17 protein-coding genes are annotated in these 15,454 nt (G+C 72.4%); 9 read left to right on the top strand and 8 right to left on the bottom strand.

The features are described from left to right. Positions 1–60: 60 nt before the first annotated feature. A complete protein-coding gene (locus ACIHFE_RS20870) occupies positions 61–363 on the bottom strand; it encodes a hypothetical protein (protein WP_400108669.1) in 303 nt (100 codons plus the stop codon). Positions 364–601: 238 nt separating this feature from the next. Between ACIHFE_RS20870 and ACIHFE_RS20865 the strand changes: the two genes are divergently transcribed. Beyond that, positions 602–2,170 carry an MFS transporter gene (locus ACIHFE_RS20865; RefSeq protein ID WP_400108668.1) on the top strand — a complete coding sequence of 523 codons (1,569 nt, stop codon included), beginning with the start codon at positions 602–604 and terminating at the stop codon, positions 2,168–2,170. 215 nt (positions 2,171–2,385) lie between these two features. Here the strand turns inward: ACIHFE_RS20865 and ACIHFE_RS20860 are convergent, their stop codons facing one another. The 3 genes from ACIHFE_RS20860 to ACIHFE_RS20850 are packed head-to-tail and all read right to left on the bottom strand — an operon-like array spanning position 2,386 to position 4,066. After that, positions 2,386–2,595 (bottom strand): hypothetical protein, encoded by a 210-nt coding sequence (locus tag ACIHFE_RS20860; RefSeq protein WP_400108667.1) that lies wholly within the window; start codon positions 2,593–2,595, stop codon positions 2,386–2,388. Then, complete coding sequence (locus tag ACIHFE_RS20855; protein ID WP_400108666.1) at positions 2,592–2,933, bottom strand: nucleotide pyrophosphohydrolase; 342 nt, start codon at positions 2,931–2,933, stop codon at positions 2,592–2,594. Before ACIHFE_RS20855 ends, ACIHFE_RS20860 begins: the two co-directional genes overlap by 4 nt. Beyond that, positions 2,930–4,066 (bottom strand): PP2C family protein-serine/threonine phosphatase, encoded by a 1,137-nt coding sequence (locus ACIHFE_RS20850; RefSeq protein WP_400108665.1) that lies wholly within the window; start codon positions 4,064–4,066, stop codon positions 2,930–2,932. The genes ACIHFE_RS20855 and ACIHFE_RS20850 overlap by 4 nt, the downstream gene beginning before the upstream one ends. Before the next feature lie 232 nt (positions 4,067–4,298). Between ACIHFE_RS20850 and ACIHFE_RS20845 the strand changes: the two genes are divergently transcribed. Beyond that, the gene (locus ACIHFE_RS20845) at positions 4,299–4,721 is read left to right on the top strand and encodes a cupin domain-containing protein (protein ID WP_400108664.1); all 423 of its coding nucleotides are present in this window, start codon (positions 4,299–4,301) and stop codon (positions 4,719–4,721) included. Continuing rightward, entirely contained in the window at positions 4,706–5,740 is a 1,035-nt protein-coding gene (locus ACIHFE_RS20840; protein WP_400108663.1) for a zinc-binding dehydrogenase, read from the top strand. The genes ACIHFE_RS20845 and ACIHFE_RS20840 overlap by 16 nt, the downstream gene beginning before the upstream one ends. Positions 5,741–5,791: 51 nt before the next feature. Here the strand turns inward: ACIHFE_RS20840 and ACIHFE_RS20835 are convergent, their stop codons facing one another. Then, positions 5,792–6,160: a MerR family transcriptional regulator gene (locus ACIHFE_RS20835; RefSeq protein ID WP_400108662.1), complete on the bottom strand. Its 369-nt coding sequence runs from the start codon at positions 6,158–6,160 to the stop codon at positions 5,792–5,794. 109 nt (positions 6,161–6,269) lie between these two features. Here ACIHFE_RS20835 and ACIHFE_RS20830 point away from each other — a divergent pair, with 109 nt between their 5' ends. From ACIHFE_RS20830 to ACIHFE_RS20810, 5 genes are all read left to right on the top strand, one after another. Continuing rightward, positions 6,270–7,118: a patatin-like phospholipase family protein gene (locus ACIHFE_RS20830; protein WP_400108661.1), complete on the top strand. Its 849-nt coding sequence runs from the start codon at positions 6,270–6,272 to the stop codon at positions 7,116–7,118. A 25-nt stretch (positions 7,119–7,143) separates the two neighbouring features. After that, positions 7,144–7,521 carry a hypothetical protein gene (locus tag ACIHFE_RS20825; RefSeq protein ID WP_400108660.1) on the top strand — a complete coding sequence of 126 codons (378 nt, stop codon included), beginning with the start codon at positions 7,144–7,146 and terminating at the stop codon, positions 7,519–7,521. A gap of 62 nt (positions 7,522–7,583) precedes the next feature. Beyond that, entirely contained in the window at positions 7,584–8,291 is a 708-nt protein-coding gene (locus ACIHFE_RS20820; protein WP_400108659.1) for a response regulator transcription factor, read from the top strand. Then, positions 8,288–9,697: a sensor histidine kinase gene (locus tag ACIHFE_RS20815; protein WP_400108658.1), complete on the top strand. Its 1,410-nt coding sequence runs from the start codon at positions 8,288–8,290 to the stop codon at positions 9,695–9,697. The genes ACIHFE_RS20820 and ACIHFE_RS20815 overlap by 4 nt, the downstream gene beginning before the upstream one ends. A gap of 93 nt (positions 9,698–9,790) precedes the next feature. Next, a complete protein-coding gene (locus ACIHFE_RS20810; protein ID WP_400108656.1) occupies positions 9,791–10,318 on the top strand; it encodes a hypothetical protein in 528 nt (175 codons plus the stop codon). A gap of 9 nt (positions 10,319–10,327) precedes the next feature. On the opposite strand, the gene ACIHFE_RS20805 is transcribed toward ACIHFE_RS20810, so the two are convergent. Continuing rightward, positions 10,328–10,753: a hypothetical protein gene (locus ACIHFE_RS20805; RefSeq protein ID WP_400108654.1), complete on the bottom strand. Its 426-nt coding sequence runs from the start codon at positions 10,751–10,753 to the stop codon at positions 10,328–10,330. Positions 10,754–10,911: 158 nt separating this feature from the next. On the opposite strand from ACIHFE_RS20805, the gene ACIHFE_RS20800 reads away from it, so the two are divergent. Continuing rightward, the gene (locus tag ACIHFE_RS20800; protein WP_400108652.1) at positions 10,912–13,038 is read left to right on the top strand and encodes a glycoside hydrolase; all 2,127 of its coding nucleotides are present in this window, start codon (positions 10,912–10,914) and stop codon (positions 13,036–13,038) included. 42 nt (positions 13,039–13,080) lie between these two features. On the opposite strand, the gene ACIHFE_RS20795 is transcribed toward ACIHFE_RS20800, so the two are convergent. Further along, the gene (locus ACIHFE_RS20795) at positions 13,081–13,533 is read right to left on the bottom strand and encodes a hypothetical protein (protein WP_400108650.1); all 453 of its coding nucleotides are present in this window, start codon (positions 13,531–13,533) and stop codon (positions 13,081–13,083) included. Positions 13,534–13,690: 157 nt separating this feature from the next. After that, positions 13,691–15,451, bottom strand: coding sequence for a glycoside hydrolase family 15 protein (locus ACIHFE_RS20790; RefSeq protein ID WP_400108648.1), 1,761 nt, complete (start codon positions 15,449–15,451; stop codon positions 13,691–13,693). Positions 15,452–15,454: the final 3 nt, after the last annotated feature.

Genomic DNA, 15,454 nt, shown 5'->3' with positions numbered 1-15,454 from the left:
GGGGCCGGGAACGCCGCCGGGCGGGCCGGGACAGGCCGGTCCGGCGGTACCGCCCGCCCCTCAGCCGTCGGGGTTAGCTTCCAGGCAGGTCAACTCGATATCGTCGATGACCGCTTCATGGGTCTTTCCGGTCAGCATGGCCACATTCTCGATGCCCACCGCCATCCATCCGGTCAGGCTCATCACCAGCACCCGCAACCCGTCCGGGCCGTGTTTGGCCAGCACCTCATCGGCCACATACAGGGCTTCCTCCGGCACCCGCTCCGCGGGTTCGAGGCCCACCACCGTGCGCATCAGGCCGATCGTGACCCGGGAGATCTCCGGTGCGATCGCCCTCAGCCGCCGGTCCTCTTCCTCGTCCACGCCGTTTCTCCCTGTCACCGGTTGTGTGGGCAGCACGGTAGGACAGCGGGCCGGGCGCCGGTGCCGGTTGCCGGGGAATGCCCACCATCGGTCTGCGGCCGGGTTGACAACCTGACGAGCGTCAACTAGCGGGCGGGCGGCGTGGTTTGCCGCCAAGCGGTGGGCGGCCGATAGCTGATTCGTGGGGATTGGCACCGCCGGCGGCGGCTCCCGGTGAACCCGGTGGTAGGCAGACGGCATGCCCGACCCCACGCTCGTCAGCGCCTCCCGGACGTCATCGCGCCGCCGCTGGGCCGCCGCGGTCACCGCCTGTCTGGGACTGTTTCTGCTCGGTCTGGATCTGACCGTGCTCAATGTGGCCGTGCCCGGTCTCCGTGACGGTCTCGATGCCTCGATGCGGCAGACCGAATGGATCGTGGACGCCTATTCGCTGGTGCTGGGGGGTGCGGTGCTGTCGGTGGGTGCGGTCACCGACCGGCTGGGCCGACGCCGGGCATTCATCGGCGGGTTGAGCGGATGTGCGGTGGCCTCCGTGTTCGGTGCGCTGGCCGACGCTCCCGGGCAGGTGATCGCCGCCCGGGCCGGGATGGGCGCGGGGGCCGCGCTGCTGATGCCCGCGACCCTGTCCATCATCACCGGGCTGTTCCCGGAGCCCGGGCCGCGCAGCCGGGCTATCGCGCTGTGGGCCGCGGTCGGCGGCCTGGGCGGCGCCTGCGGGCCGCTGGCCGGAGGGTGGCTGGTCACCCGGTTCTCCTGGCGGGCGGCGTTCTGGGTCAATGTCCCCTGCGCCACCGTGGCCGTACTGCTGGCGCTCTGGCTGGTGCCGGCCACCCGGCGGACCGGGGGCGGCAGGCCGGATCTGGCGGGGGCGGCACTGTCCGCGGCCGGGCTGCTGGCACTGGTCTGGGGCATCATCGAGGGCCCCGGCCGGGGCTGGACCAGCCCGCTGGTGCTGGCCGTGTTCGCGCTGGCCTCCCTGCTGCTGGCGGCCTTCGCCGAGCGGCAGCACCGGGCCCGGGCCCCGATGCTGCCGCTGCACCTGCTGCGGCGTCCCCGGGTGAGCATGGCCGCCGCCGCTCTGGCGCTGATGTCCTTCGCCCTGTTCGGGGCGCTGTTCGTGGCCACCCTCTATCTCCAGGGGGTGCTCGGCTACACGCCCTGGCAGGCCGGGATCCGTACCCTGCCGATGCCCGGCGGGCTGGTCGCCGGGGCCGCGCTGGCCGCCCCGCTGGCCGCCCGGCGGGGCGAGAAGACCACCCTGCTGCTGGGGCTGGCGGTGGTGGTGGCCGGGTTCTTCATCCTGGCCGGCACCCGGCCCGGCTCCGGCTATGGCCGGCTGGCCGCCTTCCAGGCGGTCGCGGGGGCCGGCGCCGGGTTGATGGCGCCCACCGCCACCGCCGCGGTCATGGACGCCATGCCGCGCGCCCAGGCCGGGCTGGGCTCGGCCATCAACGACGCCACCCGCCAGGTGGGCGCCACGCTGGGGGTCGCGGTCCAGGGTTCGGTGCTGGCCGCCGCGTACACCGGCCGGATGAACGACGCCCTCGCCCGGGCCCACGCCCCGGCATCCCTCGCCCCGGCCGCCGACAATGTCCTGTCCGCCGCACATGCGGCCGCGCGCCTGCCCGCCCCATCGCGGGCACTGCTGCTGCACAGCGCGGAGCACGCCTTTGTCACCGGCCTGACCCGCACGGCCCTGGTCGCCGGGCTGGTCACCCTGGCCGCCATCGCGGCCACTTGGCGGTGGCTGCCGGAGCGGGAGCGTACGGGGGCGGCCGATGAGCAGGCCGTATCCGCTTCGGTGTAGGGCCCGGCCTGCCGAACTCCCGGGAATGCGCGGCGGGTTGGCCAGGCCCGGAGTGCGCGGGGGGGCGGCGCGACGCTTGGGTGCGCTGCTCGCGGGGGCGTGGGGATGCCGCCCGCGCCTGCGCGTCCAGGTGCGCACTGGCTGGAGCGATCCGCCGTATATCCATATCCGCGCCCCCCGCGTGGAACAGCGACGACCGGCCGAAGTCCCGGCCCTCACCCAGCGATCGCGCGCCGCAACCGCGCCGCGGTCTCCGCCCGTTCCCGGCCGGTTTCGGCGAGCACTCCGTTGTTCTCGGTCATCAGCGCGTGGTACTGCTGGCGCTCATATGGCACTCCCGGCGGCAACCCGGCGATATGCCAGTGCAGATGGGCGTTCCCCTGCTGGCTGCCCAGCGATATCGGCCGTCGGCGCGGCGCCGTCACTCCGGCTCACCGCCCCCGGCGAGCCGGGCGCGAATGGCGGCTTCGAGTTCGGCCATGGCCCGCTGGAAGGCGCCTTCCAGGTCCACTTGGCAGCAGTGCGCCGGAATCAGCACCGACCACAGGCAATCGGCCAGTTCATGCTCCAGCGCCGCCCGCCCGCCGGGCCCCGGCCCGGCGCCCTCCTTCGCCATGACAAGCTTGGCCGGATCGCCGACGTCTCCCATGAACCCGAGCATGAACCCCTCGCGCGACCAGGCCCGTTCGCGCTCATGCCGGTTCAACTCGTCGTACAGGTCATGGATGTGGAGCGCCCGGTCCCGCGGTTCGGAGAGATTCACCCCAGCCCCCTCTCCGGCCACTGTGCCCCTCGGGGCCGGCGCGCGCCAGCCCCCCGGGCGAGCCGGGTGATGGCCAGCATGGCCATGTCGTCGTCCCGTGGCCCGCCGGTCCACCGTTCGACATCGCGTTCCAGCGTCTCCAGTACCTCCTGGGGCCGCTGGAACGGACCCCGGCCGGTCAGCCGGGCCATGGGGTCGTAGAAGGTGCCGGACCGGTCCCGGGCCTCCGTCACTCCGTCGGTGACCAGCAGCAGCGTGGCGCCGGCCGGGAACGGCCAGTCCTTGGGGCCGGCCGGTGGCACGCCCAGGACGCTCATGGCCAGGGGCAGGCCGGGATCGCCGCTGTCCAGCGGAGAGATCCGGTCGTCCTCGATCAGATAGGGGCAGGGATGGCCGCAGTTCAGCAGCCGGACCCGGTCCGCATCCGGGGTGATCTCGCCGAGCACGGCGGTGACAAATCCCTCCAGGCGGACATCCTCCTCGCGCCGCGCCGCCTCCTTGAGCAGGGCCTGTTCCAGATGCTCGGCCAGTCCCACCAGGTCGGGCACCCGGTCCGCCGCCTCGCGGAAGGTTCCCAGCAGTACCGAGACCACGCCCACCGCGCCCAGGCCCTTGCCCCGGACATCCGCGATCAGCAGCCGGGTGCCGTACGGGGTTTCCTGCACGGCATAGGCGTCCCCGCCGACCAGGGTCTCGATCTGCGCGGCCTTGTAGACGGCGGCGATGGCCAGCGGGCCCACCGCCGAGGGCGGTGCGGGCAGTACGGCCTGCTGGGCGGCCTCTGCCACGGACCGCATCGCCTCCAGCCGCCGCCCATGGGCGGCGATCACCCGGTTGACGCCCAGGCCGACCAGGCCGGTGAATACCGCGTTGGCCAGGCTGAGGGTGCCGGCGACATGGCCGAAATAGCCGTCGTTGATGGTCAGCGCCAGCTCGGACAGGACCACGGCCGCCGCGGTGGCGACGGTGTACGGCAGCGAGAACAGTGCCCCGGCCACCACCACCGCGGCGGCCAGCATGGGATCTCCCCAGAACGCCCGGGGGGACAGCACGTTCCAGAGGGTCCCGCCGACGACCAGAACGGCGGGCGCGAGCCGGGCGTACCGGGGCCAGCCCGTGGAGGTAGCGTCCATCCGCGCCCCGCTCCCGATCGACCGGTCTACGCCCGGACAGCGATCATATGCACCTTATGATCCGATCGCCTGTCGGACGGTGGCCGATGACAGCCGATGCGATGTCGCCCGGTGGGCCGGGAACTCGGCCGCAAGCCCGGAGGAATTTTCCCGAGGCAGCCGTCCCGGGTCGCGACGCACACCCCACCGCCGGACAATTGCAGTGGCGGCAGCGCCCCAGAAGGAGAACTCCATGGAATTGCTGCCGAAGAAGCCGACCGTCAAAGGCCCGGCCGACTGGTTCACCGGTGACGTCTGGTTCGACGTCATCGCGGCCGGCCAGGCGCCCTCCAGGTTGCGCGGCAATATGGTGCGCTTCACGCCGGGTGCCCGTACTGCCTGGCATCGGCACGCCGTGGGACAGACCCTGCATGTCACCGAGGGACTCGGGCTGGTGCAGGCGCGCGGCGGCGAGGTCATGGTGATGCGTCCCGGTGACACCGTTCACACGCCGCCGGGTGAGTGGCACTGGCACGGCGCCGCCCGCGACCACTTCATGACCCACCTGGCCCTGTGGGAAGGCCCCGGCGAGGGCGGGGGCCCGGAAACCGAGTGGGGCGAGCGGGTCACCGATGAGGAATACCGGAACGGGCAAGTGCTATGCGAGCGACATTGATCTACGGTGCCGGGGACATCCGGGTGGAGGACGTCCCCGACCCGCGCGTGCAGGACCCCACCGACGCCGTGGTGCGCGTGGTGCGTTCCTGTATCTGCGGCAGCGATCTGTGGCCCTACGGGTCACGACCGGTCACCGAGCAGGGCGACCGCATCGGCCATGAGTTCCTGGGCGTGGTGGAGGACACCGGCCCGGAGGTGTCCGGGCTGAAAGCCGGTGACCTGGTGGTCGCCCCCTTCGCCTATGCGGACAACACCTGCGGCTTCTGCTCGGAGGGGCTGCACACCTCCTGCCCGCGCGGCGGCTTCTGGGGCGCCGACGGTGTGGACGGCGGCCAGGGCGAGGCCGTGCGGACGCCCCTGGCCGACGGCACCCTGGTGAAGCTCCCGGTCGGAGAGGACTCCGCCCTGCTGCCGTCCCTGCTCACCCTCTCCGACGTGTTCTGCACCGGCCACCACTGTGCGGTGATGGCCGGAGTGGATGCCCGGACCACGGTGACGGTCATCGGTGACGGTGCCGTCGGACTGTGCGCGGTGCTGGCCGCCCGGCGGCTCGGCGCCGAGCGGATCGTGCTCATGGGGCGGCATGCCCAACGCACCGATCTGGGGCGGGACTTCGGGGCCACTGATGTGGTCCCCGAACGCGGCGAGGAAGGCATCGCGCGGGCACGGGAGTTGACCGGTGGCGAGGGCACCCACACGGTGCTGGAGTGCGTGGGCACCAGGGCCGCCCTGGAGATGGCTTTCGGTGTGGTGCGGGACGGCGGTACGGTGAGCCGGGTCGGGGTTCCGCAGTACGAGGAGGGGCCGGTCGGGCCCGATATGTTCCGGCGCAACCTCACCCTCACCGGCGGCGTGGCGCCGGCCCGCGCCTATATCGAGGAACTGCTGCCGGACGTCCTGGACGGCAGGATCGAGCCCGGCCGGGTCTTCGACCGCACGGTGGGCCTGGGTGAAGTCCCCGACGGCTACCGCGCGATGGCGGCCCGGGAGGCACTGAAGGTGCTGATCGCACCCTGATCGCACCCTGATGGCCGCGGCCGGGCGGGCAGGTCCCGGCAGCGGCCGGCGTCAGCCGGCGGAGCTGTTCCCGGCCAACAGGATGGTGTCCAGCGTGGCGCGAGAGCTGCGCAGGACCTTGATCTCCTCGGTCATTCGCGCACGCTCCGTTCTGAGCCGGGCGACCAGCTCGGGGCAGGCGGGAGCGAGCCCGACGGCGCTCTCGTCGTCGGTCAGGCAGGGCAGGACCTGGGCGATCACCGCTGTCGGGAGACCGGCTGCCAGCAGGCAGCGGATGCGGCGCACCACCTCCACGTCCCCTTCGGCATACACCCGGTAGCCGCTCGGCAGCCGTCCGGGCGTGAGCAGGCCCTGCTGCTCGTAGTAGCGCAGCAGCCGCTCATGGACGCCGGTGCGGGCGACCATCTCCTTCATCCGCATCTGAAGCCCGCTTCCCTTGGCTTGACTCTGACACCGGTGTCGGAGTTTAGCGTTCGAACCACGAGCCGCCGGCGGGCGGTTCACCGGGAAGCGGGAGGGGAGCAATACTGTGTCCGGACACTCAACGGCCGTGGTACTCGGCGGTGGCGGGCTCGCCGGCATCGGCTGGACCACTGGGGTGCTCGCGGCGTTGGAGGAGCAGGGGGTGCTCCGGCTGGACACCGCCGACCAGGTCATCGGCACCTCGGCGGGCGCCGCGGTGGCGGCCGCCGTGCTCCAAGCAGGATCGGCGGGCGCCGAGTTCAACACCATGGTGCGCAAGTCGCTCCGCAACCATGAACTCGCCCCGGCGGTGGCCCTGGCCGAGGTGCTTCCCGGCGTCCTGGCCGTGCACGGCAGCGGGGCCTCTCCGGCGGCGAAGACCGGGCGCTTTATGCAACTGTCCCGGCAGCGTTCGGGGGTCGATCCGGCCCGGCGCCGGGCCGCCATCGCCGGACGCGTCCGGAGCGACACCTGGCCCAGCGATCGTCTGCACATCACCGCCGTCCACGCCACCGGCAGCCGCACCGTCTTCACCAGTGCCTCAGGGGTCGGTCTGGTGGACGCCCTCACCGCGAGCTGCGCCGTTCCGGGGCTGTGGCCGGTGGTGCGCATCGAGGGAGAGGACTACATCGACGGCGGCACCTTCTCCCTCACCCACGCCGAACTCGCCGGGGCCGCCGACCAGGTGATCGTGCTCCGCCCCATGCCGGAGCTGCCCGAGTATCTGACCGAGGAGCGCCGGCAGGTCCTTGAGCGTGCCACGCTGCTGGAGCCGTCCGAACGCGCCCGCGCCGGCTTCGGCCCGGATCCCTTCGACCCGGATGTACGAGGTGTCGCCGCGATCCTCGGCTATGAGGACGGTCTCGCGGCGGCTCCCTCCCTCACCTCACTCCTGTGTCGGGGCACTCAGCCGTAATTCGAACAGGAGTATCATTTCGGCCGTGGCTGAAAAGTATGAGTTCCCCGCCGACCTGCGCGACACCCAGCAGGAGCTCCACCGGGTCAACGCCGAACTGGCCGCCCTGCTGCGCGCCCTGCCCTGGTCGGTGGAGCCGCACGACGGGTGGGCGGATCCGGCCGAGCGGTGGCATCCCACCCGCCGTCCGGCCAGTCCCGGATGGACCGAGGAGGAGCGGGAGCAGGTCGGGGCGCTGCGCGCCAGGGCCCTGGAGCTGAGCGTCGAAGTGTCCTGCCATTCCTGGTGGGCCACGCTCTCCGGGGAGACCATCGTCGCCGCCCGCATGGCCCTCAAGCACCTCGGTGACCAGGAGCGTGACCGAGAGCGTGACCAGGAGCGCGGCCGGCAGCCCGCCGACTGATCCCGCGGCCCGTCTGCGAAGGTGTGATCACAAAACACATCCATCGGCGAGAGGCCCCACCCGTGCCAGGCACCCCCTCCACCACACCGGACACGTCCGTACTCGTCGTGGACGACGATCCCGAGGTACGGGCGGCCGTGGTCGACGGTCTGTCCATCGAAGGCTATGCCGTCCGTTCCGCCGCCGATGGCCTGCGGGCGCTCTCCGCGGTCGCCGCGGAGCCGCCCGCGGTGATCGTCCTCGACCTGGCCATGCCGGTGCTGGACGGCCTGGCCGTCTGCCGGCGGCTGCGCGAGGTCGGGGACCGTACGCCCATCCTCGTGCTCACCGCCCGGGACTCGGTCTCCGACCGGGTCGCGGGCCTGGACGCGGGCGCCGACGACTACCTGGTCAAGCCCTTCGCGCTGGATGAGCTGCTGGCCCGGGTACGCGCCCTGCTGCGGCGCGCGGCGCCCGCCGAACCGGAGAGCGAGCTGCTGTCCTTCGCCGATCTGACGGTCGACCCGCGCACCCGCACCGGTGAACGTGGCGAGGTGGCCCTGGAGTTCACCCGCACCGAGTGCACCCTGCTGGAACTGTTCCTGCGCCACCCGGGGCAGGTGCTGCCCCGCGAGATGATCCAGGAGCGGGTGTGGGGCGCCGACTTCGGACCGGAGTCCAACTCCCTGGCCGTGTACGTGGGTTATCTGCGCCGCAAGCTGGAGAGCGGCGGGGGCGGCCGGCTGCTGCACACCGTGCACGGCATCGGCTATCGCCTGGCGGAGAGGTGACAGCGGTGAAGGCGACGAACGGGCGGCCGCGCCGCGGGTTTCTGGCCCGCCGGCCGCTGCGCACCCGGCTCGCCCTGGTCACCTCGGCCGCCGTCGCCCTGGTCGCGCTGGGCGTGCTGGGCGCCGCCTATGTGGTCATCCGCTATGAGCTGGGCCGCCAGCTCGACCTCCAGCTCAAACAGCAGGCCGGGATGGCCGCCCAGCAGAGCTGGGGCCAGAAGACCGGGGTGCTGTACGGGGAGTGCGCCTGGCTCGCCTCCCCCGCCTGCGCCCAGATCGTCCGGGCCGATCCGGCCGCGCCCGGGCAGGGCGGGCTGGTGCTGCCGGTCACCGGAGCCACCCGCAAGGTGGCGGCCGGCACCCTGGGCGCGTACTACAGCGACATCCAACTGCGCGGACACGCCCTGCGGATGTACACCACCCCGCTGCGGGACGGCCGCGCACTGCAGGTGGCGGCCCGCTCCGACACCGTGGACCAGGGGGTGGAGCAGGCCGGGCTGCTGCTGGGCGCGGTCGGCGGCGGCGGGGTGCTGCTGGCGGCGGGGCTGGGCTACTTCACCTCCCGTACCGCGCTGCGCCCGGTGACCCGGCTCACCGCCACCGCCGAGCGCATCGCCGCCACCCGCGACCCGGCGCACCGCATCGAGCTGCCGCCCTATGAGGCCCGGCGCCAGGACGAGATCACCAGCCTGGCCACCAGTTTCAACACCATGCTGGGCGAGTTGGAGGAGGCGGTGGCCGCCCAGCGGCGGCTGGTCGCCGACGCCTCCCATGAACTGCGCACCCCGCTCACCGCCTTGCGCACCAATGTGGAACTGCTGGCCCGCGCGGAGCGGTTGTCGCCGGAGCAGCGCGCCCGGGCCTCGGGGGCGCTGGGCCGTCAGCTGCGCGAGGTGACCGGCCTGGTCAATGACCTGATCGAGCTGGCCCGGGACGAGGAGCCGCGCCAGTTGGTGGAGCCGGTGCGGCTGGGGCCGCTGGCCGGGCGGTGTGTGGCGGACGCCCGTGGGCACTGGCCGGAGGCGGTGTTCACCCTGGACGTGGCGGCGGAGGTCACGGTCCTCGGGGTACCGGCCCGGCTGGCCCGGCTGCTGTCCAACCTGCTGGACAACGCGGCCAAGTTCAGTCCGCCCGGTGCGCTGGTGGAGGTCCGCCTGGTCCAGGAGAACGGCTGCGCCGAGTTGACGGTACGCGACCATGGGCCCGGGATCGCCGAGGAGGACCTGCCCTATGTCTTCGACCGCTTCTACCGCTCCCACCAGGCCCGTGCCCTGCCCGGTTCCGGCCTCGGCCTGGCCATGGCGCGCCAGATCGCCCGGGCGCACGGCGCTGAACTGACCGCGGAGCGTGCGGAGTCCGGCGGGGCGCGGTTCCGCTTCCGCTTCCCGCTGCCGGACGAGGGGTGACAGATGTCCGGATCGCGACTGTGAAGGAAGCGTGAAGGGCGTACAGAATGCTCGGCCCGAGCCCTGTGAATCCCTCTCCCGTGAGGATCCGCCATGCGCTTGTCCAAGCTCGCTTCCCTGACCGGTGCGGCCGCCCTGGCCGCCGTCGCACTCCTCGCCGCCCCCGCCGACGCGGCCGGTCCGGCCACCCACCCTGGGCTGACCTGGGGCAAGCTGGCCGATGGCCCCGACGGCACGGTGCGGGTCGGCACCGGCAACGCGGGCAACCCCTACCAGGGCGACACCCCGGCGAGCGCGGTGCTGCCGGTGCTCTGCCTGACCGTGGACGGCAGCCCGGTGCCCGACGGGATCACCCCGGGCTTCTACGAGGGCTGGGCGCAGGGCACGGTGGCCGCCAGCAGACCCGTGCGCGGCTCGCGCCTCAACAGCCGGGCCGCCGCGGACAGCGTCTGCCAGGCCCAGTTCGGCGCGGGCTGGCGGATCGCCGAGTTCCATGACGGCCACTACGGGCCGGACCTGGGCTCGACCGGCGGCTGGTCGTTCTGGGCGTACGGCGATCTGCCCGCCAACACCAGGATGTGGACCTATATCAACGACCAGAACGCCAACCCCTGGAACTGAGCGCAGCGCTCAGCTCGGCGGATCCTCCAGATCCGAGATCACCAAGCTGGACAGCCGCACCTGGTACCAGACTTCACGCTTGCCCCCGCCGCGCAATCGCTCGGTGACGATCACAAAGGAGTGGCCGGCGCCGCTGCCCTCGTACCGGGTCGACCACCGCACCGGGACCGTCCGGGTGCGGAAGACCGGGTCCAGACGGTGAGTCCTGGCCCAGGCGTCCAGGCGCCGGTTGAGGTCCGCCGTCAGATAGGCGGCGCGTACCGAGCGCGGGTTGCCGCCCTGGCCCAGCACGGCCCGGCGGTAGGCGGTCAGGAAGGAGCCGACACGTGCCTCGGCCCGGGTTCGCGCCCGGGCCGGGGCGGTCGTCAGCGTGGGCACGGCCGCCGCCAGGACCAGCGTAAGCACCAGGGCCCGAAGCCACACACGATGGGGCATATGTTTGGGCATATACCCAGCGAAGCAGGCGAACGGGGCATCGGGGATCCCTCACACGAGTGGGGCCGACTTCCGGTCATCTCCCGGCGCTCAGTGGAGAGTTGGTGACCCCGGGGGTTTCTTAAACACTTCTTAGACCCCCTCCGTATCACTGTCCCATGAACACCGGTACCCGGAACTCATCCATCGCAGGACCGTCCCGTCGGTACGGCCGGCGCACCGTCCTGGTTCTCGCCATCGCCACCGCGCTGGCGGCCACCACCGTGGAGACCGCCATCGGCGCCGCGGGCTCCGCTGCCGCGGCGCAGGTACGGATCCATGACGGCCGTGTCGACATCCCGGTGCGCGGCGGCACCGCCACCATCGATCCCGCCACCCTGAAGGCCGAGGCCCGTACCGCCGACGGCCGCACCCTCCTGCTGTCCGCTCCCGCGGCCCAGGCCCCCGGCAAGCCCACCGGGCTGACCGTCACGGACCAGGGCGCCACCTGGTCGTACCAGGGCAAGGGCCTGAAGGCCAAGGCCCGCGCCGAGCACGGCCGGCTGCTGGTCACCTTCACCGCCACCGGTGGCAACACCTCGTTGCAGTGGCCGGTGACGGCCACCGACCCGGCCGCCGAGGCCATCCAGTTCCCGCGCGGCGAGGGGCTGTCCGTGCCGGTCGGCGACCGGTTCTGGAACTCCGCCGACGGCGGGCTGGTGGGCGAGGAACAGGACATCAGCTCCCAGCTGTCCATGCCCATGTGGGGCTACTCGCTGCGCTCCGGGCAGCATGGCGTCAGCTATATCACCCCCACCGACATCGGCTCCTCGCTGACCTTCACCTCCCAGGGCGGACGGCTGCGGGCCACGGCGGCGCATGAGTTCGCGAGGGGAAAAGGCACCCAGGAGTACACCGTGGCCTTCTCCCTCACCGACGGCTCCCCGGTGGCTCCGGCCGCTGACTACCGCAACTGGCTTTCCGAGCACGGCCAGTTGGGCAGTCTGAGCGAGAAAATCAAGCGGAATCCGGAGACCGGGAAGCTGCTGGGCGCCTTCCATGCCTATGCCTGGGGCGGGGCCCGCACGGCCTCCGGCGTCAAGCGCCTGAAGGAGCTGGGGGTTTCCCGGCTGTGGCTGGGTTATGACGCCGATATGGCGCCCATGAGCAGCGCGGACGTCAAGGCCGCCAAGGCCGCCGGCTATCTGGTGGGGCCGTACGACTCCTTCGCCAATGGCCGCCCGAAGTCGGCCGACACCCCGCCCAACTCGGTCTGGCCCGACGATGTCTACCCGAAGTTCTGCGTCCAGCGCTCCGACGGCACGCCGCAGCCCGGATTCCACAAGCAGGGCTGCTACCTCAGCTCCCAGGCATTCGAGCAGGCCGAGCCGGCCAAGCACTATCTGGCCGACCGCTCCCGCTCCCTGGTGGCCAACGGCGCCAACAGCTACTTCCTCGATGTGGACGCGGCCGGTGAGCTCTTCCGCGACTTCGACGAGAAGCACCCGATGACCATGGCGCAGGACCGCATCAACCGGCTGGCCCGGATGAGGCGGCTGGCGGACGGCACCTACGATCCGTCCGCGAAGCGGCGCAACCCCCTGGTGCTGGGCTCGGAGTCCGCCGTCTCCTGGGCCAACGAGGTGCTGGCCTACGATCATGGCTCGGGCACTCCGGTGGACGGCCGGCTGTGGGCCATGGAGACCGGCCACTTCGACAGCAGGGTGGATGAGCCCAAGGACGATGGCGCCTGGGGCGGTTATGCGCCCGAACAGGCCGCGGCCACCTTCTTCAAGCCGGTGCGCGTGGACGACTTCAAGCCCGAGCACCGGGCCAGGGTGGCCGACGCCCTCAAGGCCATGTACGACCCGGCCTACCGGGTGCCGCTCTATGAGACGGCCCTGCACGGCTCGCTGGTGAACGCCGAGCGCTGGGAGCTGCCGTTCGGCAAACTGCCGGACCAGAAGCGGGACCGGGCGCTGCTGGCCATGCTCTACAACACCCCGCTGAACTTCGTGCTCAGCGACAAGGACCCGCGCAATGAGCGGAACCTGCGGGAACTGGCCGCACTGCAGAAGTACTTCGCCCCGCTGCACCAGGCGGCCGGAACCCAGCGGCTGACCTCCTTCCGCTGGCTGACCGGCGACCACTCGGTGCAGCGGACCGTCTTCGGGGACGGCACGCTGACCGTCACCGCCAACTTCGGCGCCAAGACCCATGACGGGCTGCCGGGCGGCTGTGTGGACGCCAGGCTCAAGGGCCGGTCCGGGGCGCAGCGGATGTGCCCGGGCAAGGTCATCTCCTGACGGAGGCTTCGGGTCCTCGCGGCAACCGCGAGGACCCGTCCACTACTTGAGCGTGTACTCGCAGGGCTTGTTGGACTTGCCGTCCTGGTTGTCGGCGACCTTCTTGCCGTCCACGGTGATGACACAGGAGGCCGCCCGCAGCATCCCGTCGGAGTCCTGGGTCGAGCCGGGCACCACCGACAGCGCTATGCCGACCCGCAACTCCGCTCCCTCCAGGGTGACTTTGGTGGTCTTGTGCCAGGGCAGGGTCACCTGCTCGGCGTGGTTGGTGTCGGACGCGTAGGAGATCTGCGTGGTGCCGGTGCCCTTGATGTCGAAGGTCACCTCGTGGCTTTCCGTACGGCCCGGCGACCCGGCGGGCGCCTTGGCCGCGGTGGAGGCGGTGTTCTTGCCGCTGTCGGAGCCCTTGTCCTTCTTGCCGCCGTCCCCGCCGCCGCACCCCGTCAGCAGGGTGGCGGTGAGCAGCAGGGCCGTCGCGGTGACCGTCTTGCGCATATGTCCCTCGTTCGTCGAACCGGCAGACGATCATAACCAGACAGCGGTTTGAGCCATATTGACAGGTGCACGTCGGGCGCTACGCGGCGACGGAGGCGCGCCCGGCCGTGGCGGCCCCGGCCCCGGGCGCGCCCGGGAACGCTGACCGGAGCGGTGATCAGGAGTCGGACCAGGGGCGGTTGAGCCGCACCGCGCACTCCAGCAGCAGGGCGTGGACGAATCCCTGCGGCAGGTTGCCGCGCAACTGCCGCAGGTCCACGTCGTATTCCTCGGCGAACAGACCGGCCGGGCCGCAGGCGGAGCGGTTGCGCTCGAACCAGCGGATGGCCGCCGCCTCCTCGCCCTGCTGGTGTTCGGCCAGCGCCACCACGAACCCGCACAGCAGGAACGCTCCCTCGGCCTCCTGCAGGGGGCGGTCGTCATGGCGGAAGCGGTAGGCGTAGCAGTCGTCGGTCAGTTCGGCGGTGTAGGCGCGCAGGGTGGCCACGGTGCGCGGGTCGTCGGCGGGCAGCGCGCCGCGCAGCGGGGGCAGCAGCAGGGCACCGTCCAGGCCGGGGTCGTCCGGGGCGCGCTGCCAGCGTCCGGAGGGGTGCAGGCTGTCCGCCGCGGCGTCCGCGACCAGGGCGTCGGCCAGGGCGGTCCAGCGCGCGGAGCGGTCGCCGGGGGCCCGGGCACGGGCCATCGCCCGCAGCCCGGCGGCACAGGTCAGCCGGCTGTGGGCCCAGTGGCGCGGGGTGAGTTCCCAGATGCCGGAGTCGGGCTGGTGCCGGCGCCGGGCGATGGCCTGGGCGGCGGTGTCGGCGGCCCGGGCGGCATCCGGGTCCAGCCGGTCCGCGCGGGCCGCGGCGGCCAGGAGCAGCAATGCCTCGCCGAAGACGTCCAGTTGGAACTGCTCGCTGACCCGGTTGCCCACCAGGTCGAAGCCGCCGGGGTAGCCGGGCAGGTCGAGGCGGCGCTGGTCGGGGATACGCCGGCCGTCGACGGTGTAGGCGGGGGCCAGCCGGGGCCCGTCGTCCAGCAGCCGTTCGGTGACAAACCGGACGGCGCCGTCCAGCAGCCGGTGGTCCCCGGCGCGGGCGGCCGCCTGGCCCGCGTAACTGGTGTCGCGGATCCAGACATAGCGGTAGTCGTAGTTGCGGCCCTGTTCGGCCCGCTCGGGCAGGCTGGTGGTGGCGGCCGCCACCATGCCGCCGGCCGTACCCGTCAGTCCGCGCAGCACCGTGTACGCCTGGCGGGCGTCCCGGGGAGCGATGGTGTCGTCCAGTGCCGGGCACGCCTGCCGCCAGGCGTCCATGGTCTGCCGCCAGCAGTGCCCGGGGTCCGGCGGCGCCGTGGGCAGTTCCCGGTCGCTGATCTCCAGCACCAGGTCATGGTGGGTGCCGGGGTCCACGGTGAGGTCCAGGGTCAGCCGGTCTCCGTCCGGACGGGCCCGGGCCCCGCCGGTCCAGCGCAGCCGCAGCTCGCCCGCGCGGGCCGTCCACACTCCGTCCCGGTCCAGGTGCGCCCCGCGCATCGGGTACCGGCCGAAGCCGGCCCGGGGTTCCAGCAGGACGGTGAGCCGGGCCGGGACCCGGTGGGCGGTCACCCGGCGCAGCACCACCGCCCGGTGCGGGTCGCCGGGGAAGGCCAGGGCGTCCCGGCACTCCACGATGCCCTGCTCGGTGACCCAGCGGCTGCACCAGATCAGTGAGCCCTCCGCATAGCGGCCGCCCCAGACATACCGGCCGGCGGGGGTGACCGCGTAGACGCCGCTGCCGCCGACGAGGGTGGCGAAGACGGCCTCGGAGTCCCAGCGCGGCACGCACATCCAGGCCAGTTCGCCGGCGGGCCCGATCATCACGCCGCGCTCGCCGTCGGCGAGCAGCGCGTACTGGCGTAGCGGGTGGGGCGGGAATCGGCCGGGGGACGGATCGGGCATGGC

The sequence above is a fragment of the Streptomyces sp. NPDC052396 genome (genome assembly GCF_044593195.1).
In the GTDB taxonomy this organism is placed as follows: Bacteria; Actinomycetota; Actinomycetes; order Streptomycetales; family Streptomycetaceae; genus Streptomyces.
This window is presented reverse-complemented; position numbering and strand designations above follow the sequence as displayed.

Bases quoted from the DNA above. Each gene is read 5' to 3' on its own strand.
- ACIHFE_RS20845 (WP_400108664.1), top strand. From the start codon at position 4,299: ATGGAATTGCTGCCGAAGAAGCCGACCGTCAAAGGCCCGGCCGACTGG.
- ACIHFE_RS20840 (WP_400108663.1), top strand. From the start codon at position 4,706: ATGCGAGCGACATTGATCTACGGTGCCGGGGACATCCGGGTGGAGGAC.
- ACIHFE_RS20805 (WP_400108654.1), bottom strand. From the start codon at position 10,753: ATGCCCCATCGTGTGTGGCTTCGGGCCCTGGTGCTTACGCTGGTCCTG.
- ACIHFE_RS20810 (WP_400108656.1), top strand. From the start codon at position 9,791: ATGCGCTTGTCCAAGCTCGCTTCCCTGACCGGTGCGGCCGCCCTGGCC.
- ACIHFE_RS20790 (WP_400108648.1), bottom strand. From the start codon at position 15,451: ATGCCCGATCCGTCCCCCGGCCGATTCCCGCCCCACCCGCTACGCCAG.
- ACIHFE_RS20835 (WP_400108662.1), bottom strand. From the start codon at position 6,160: ATGCGGATGAAGGAGATGGTCGCCCGCACCGGCGTCCATGAGCGGCTG.
- ACIHFE_RS20800 (WP_400108652.1), top strand. From the start codon at position 10,912: ATGAACACCGGTACCCGGAACTCATCCATCGCAGGACCGTCCCGTCGG.
- ACIHFE_RS20850 (WP_400108665.1), bottom strand. From the start codon at position 4,066: ATGGACGCTACCTCCACGGGCTGGCCCCGGTACGCCCGGCTCGCGCCC.
- ACIHFE_RS20795 (WP_400108650.1), bottom strand. From the start codon at position 13,533: ATGCGCAAGACGGTCACCGCGACGGCCCTGCTGCTCACCGCCACCCTG.
- ACIHFE_RS20865 (WP_400108668.1), top strand. From the start codon at position 602: ATGCCCGACCCCACGCTCGTCAGCGCCTCCCGGACGTCATCGCGCCGC.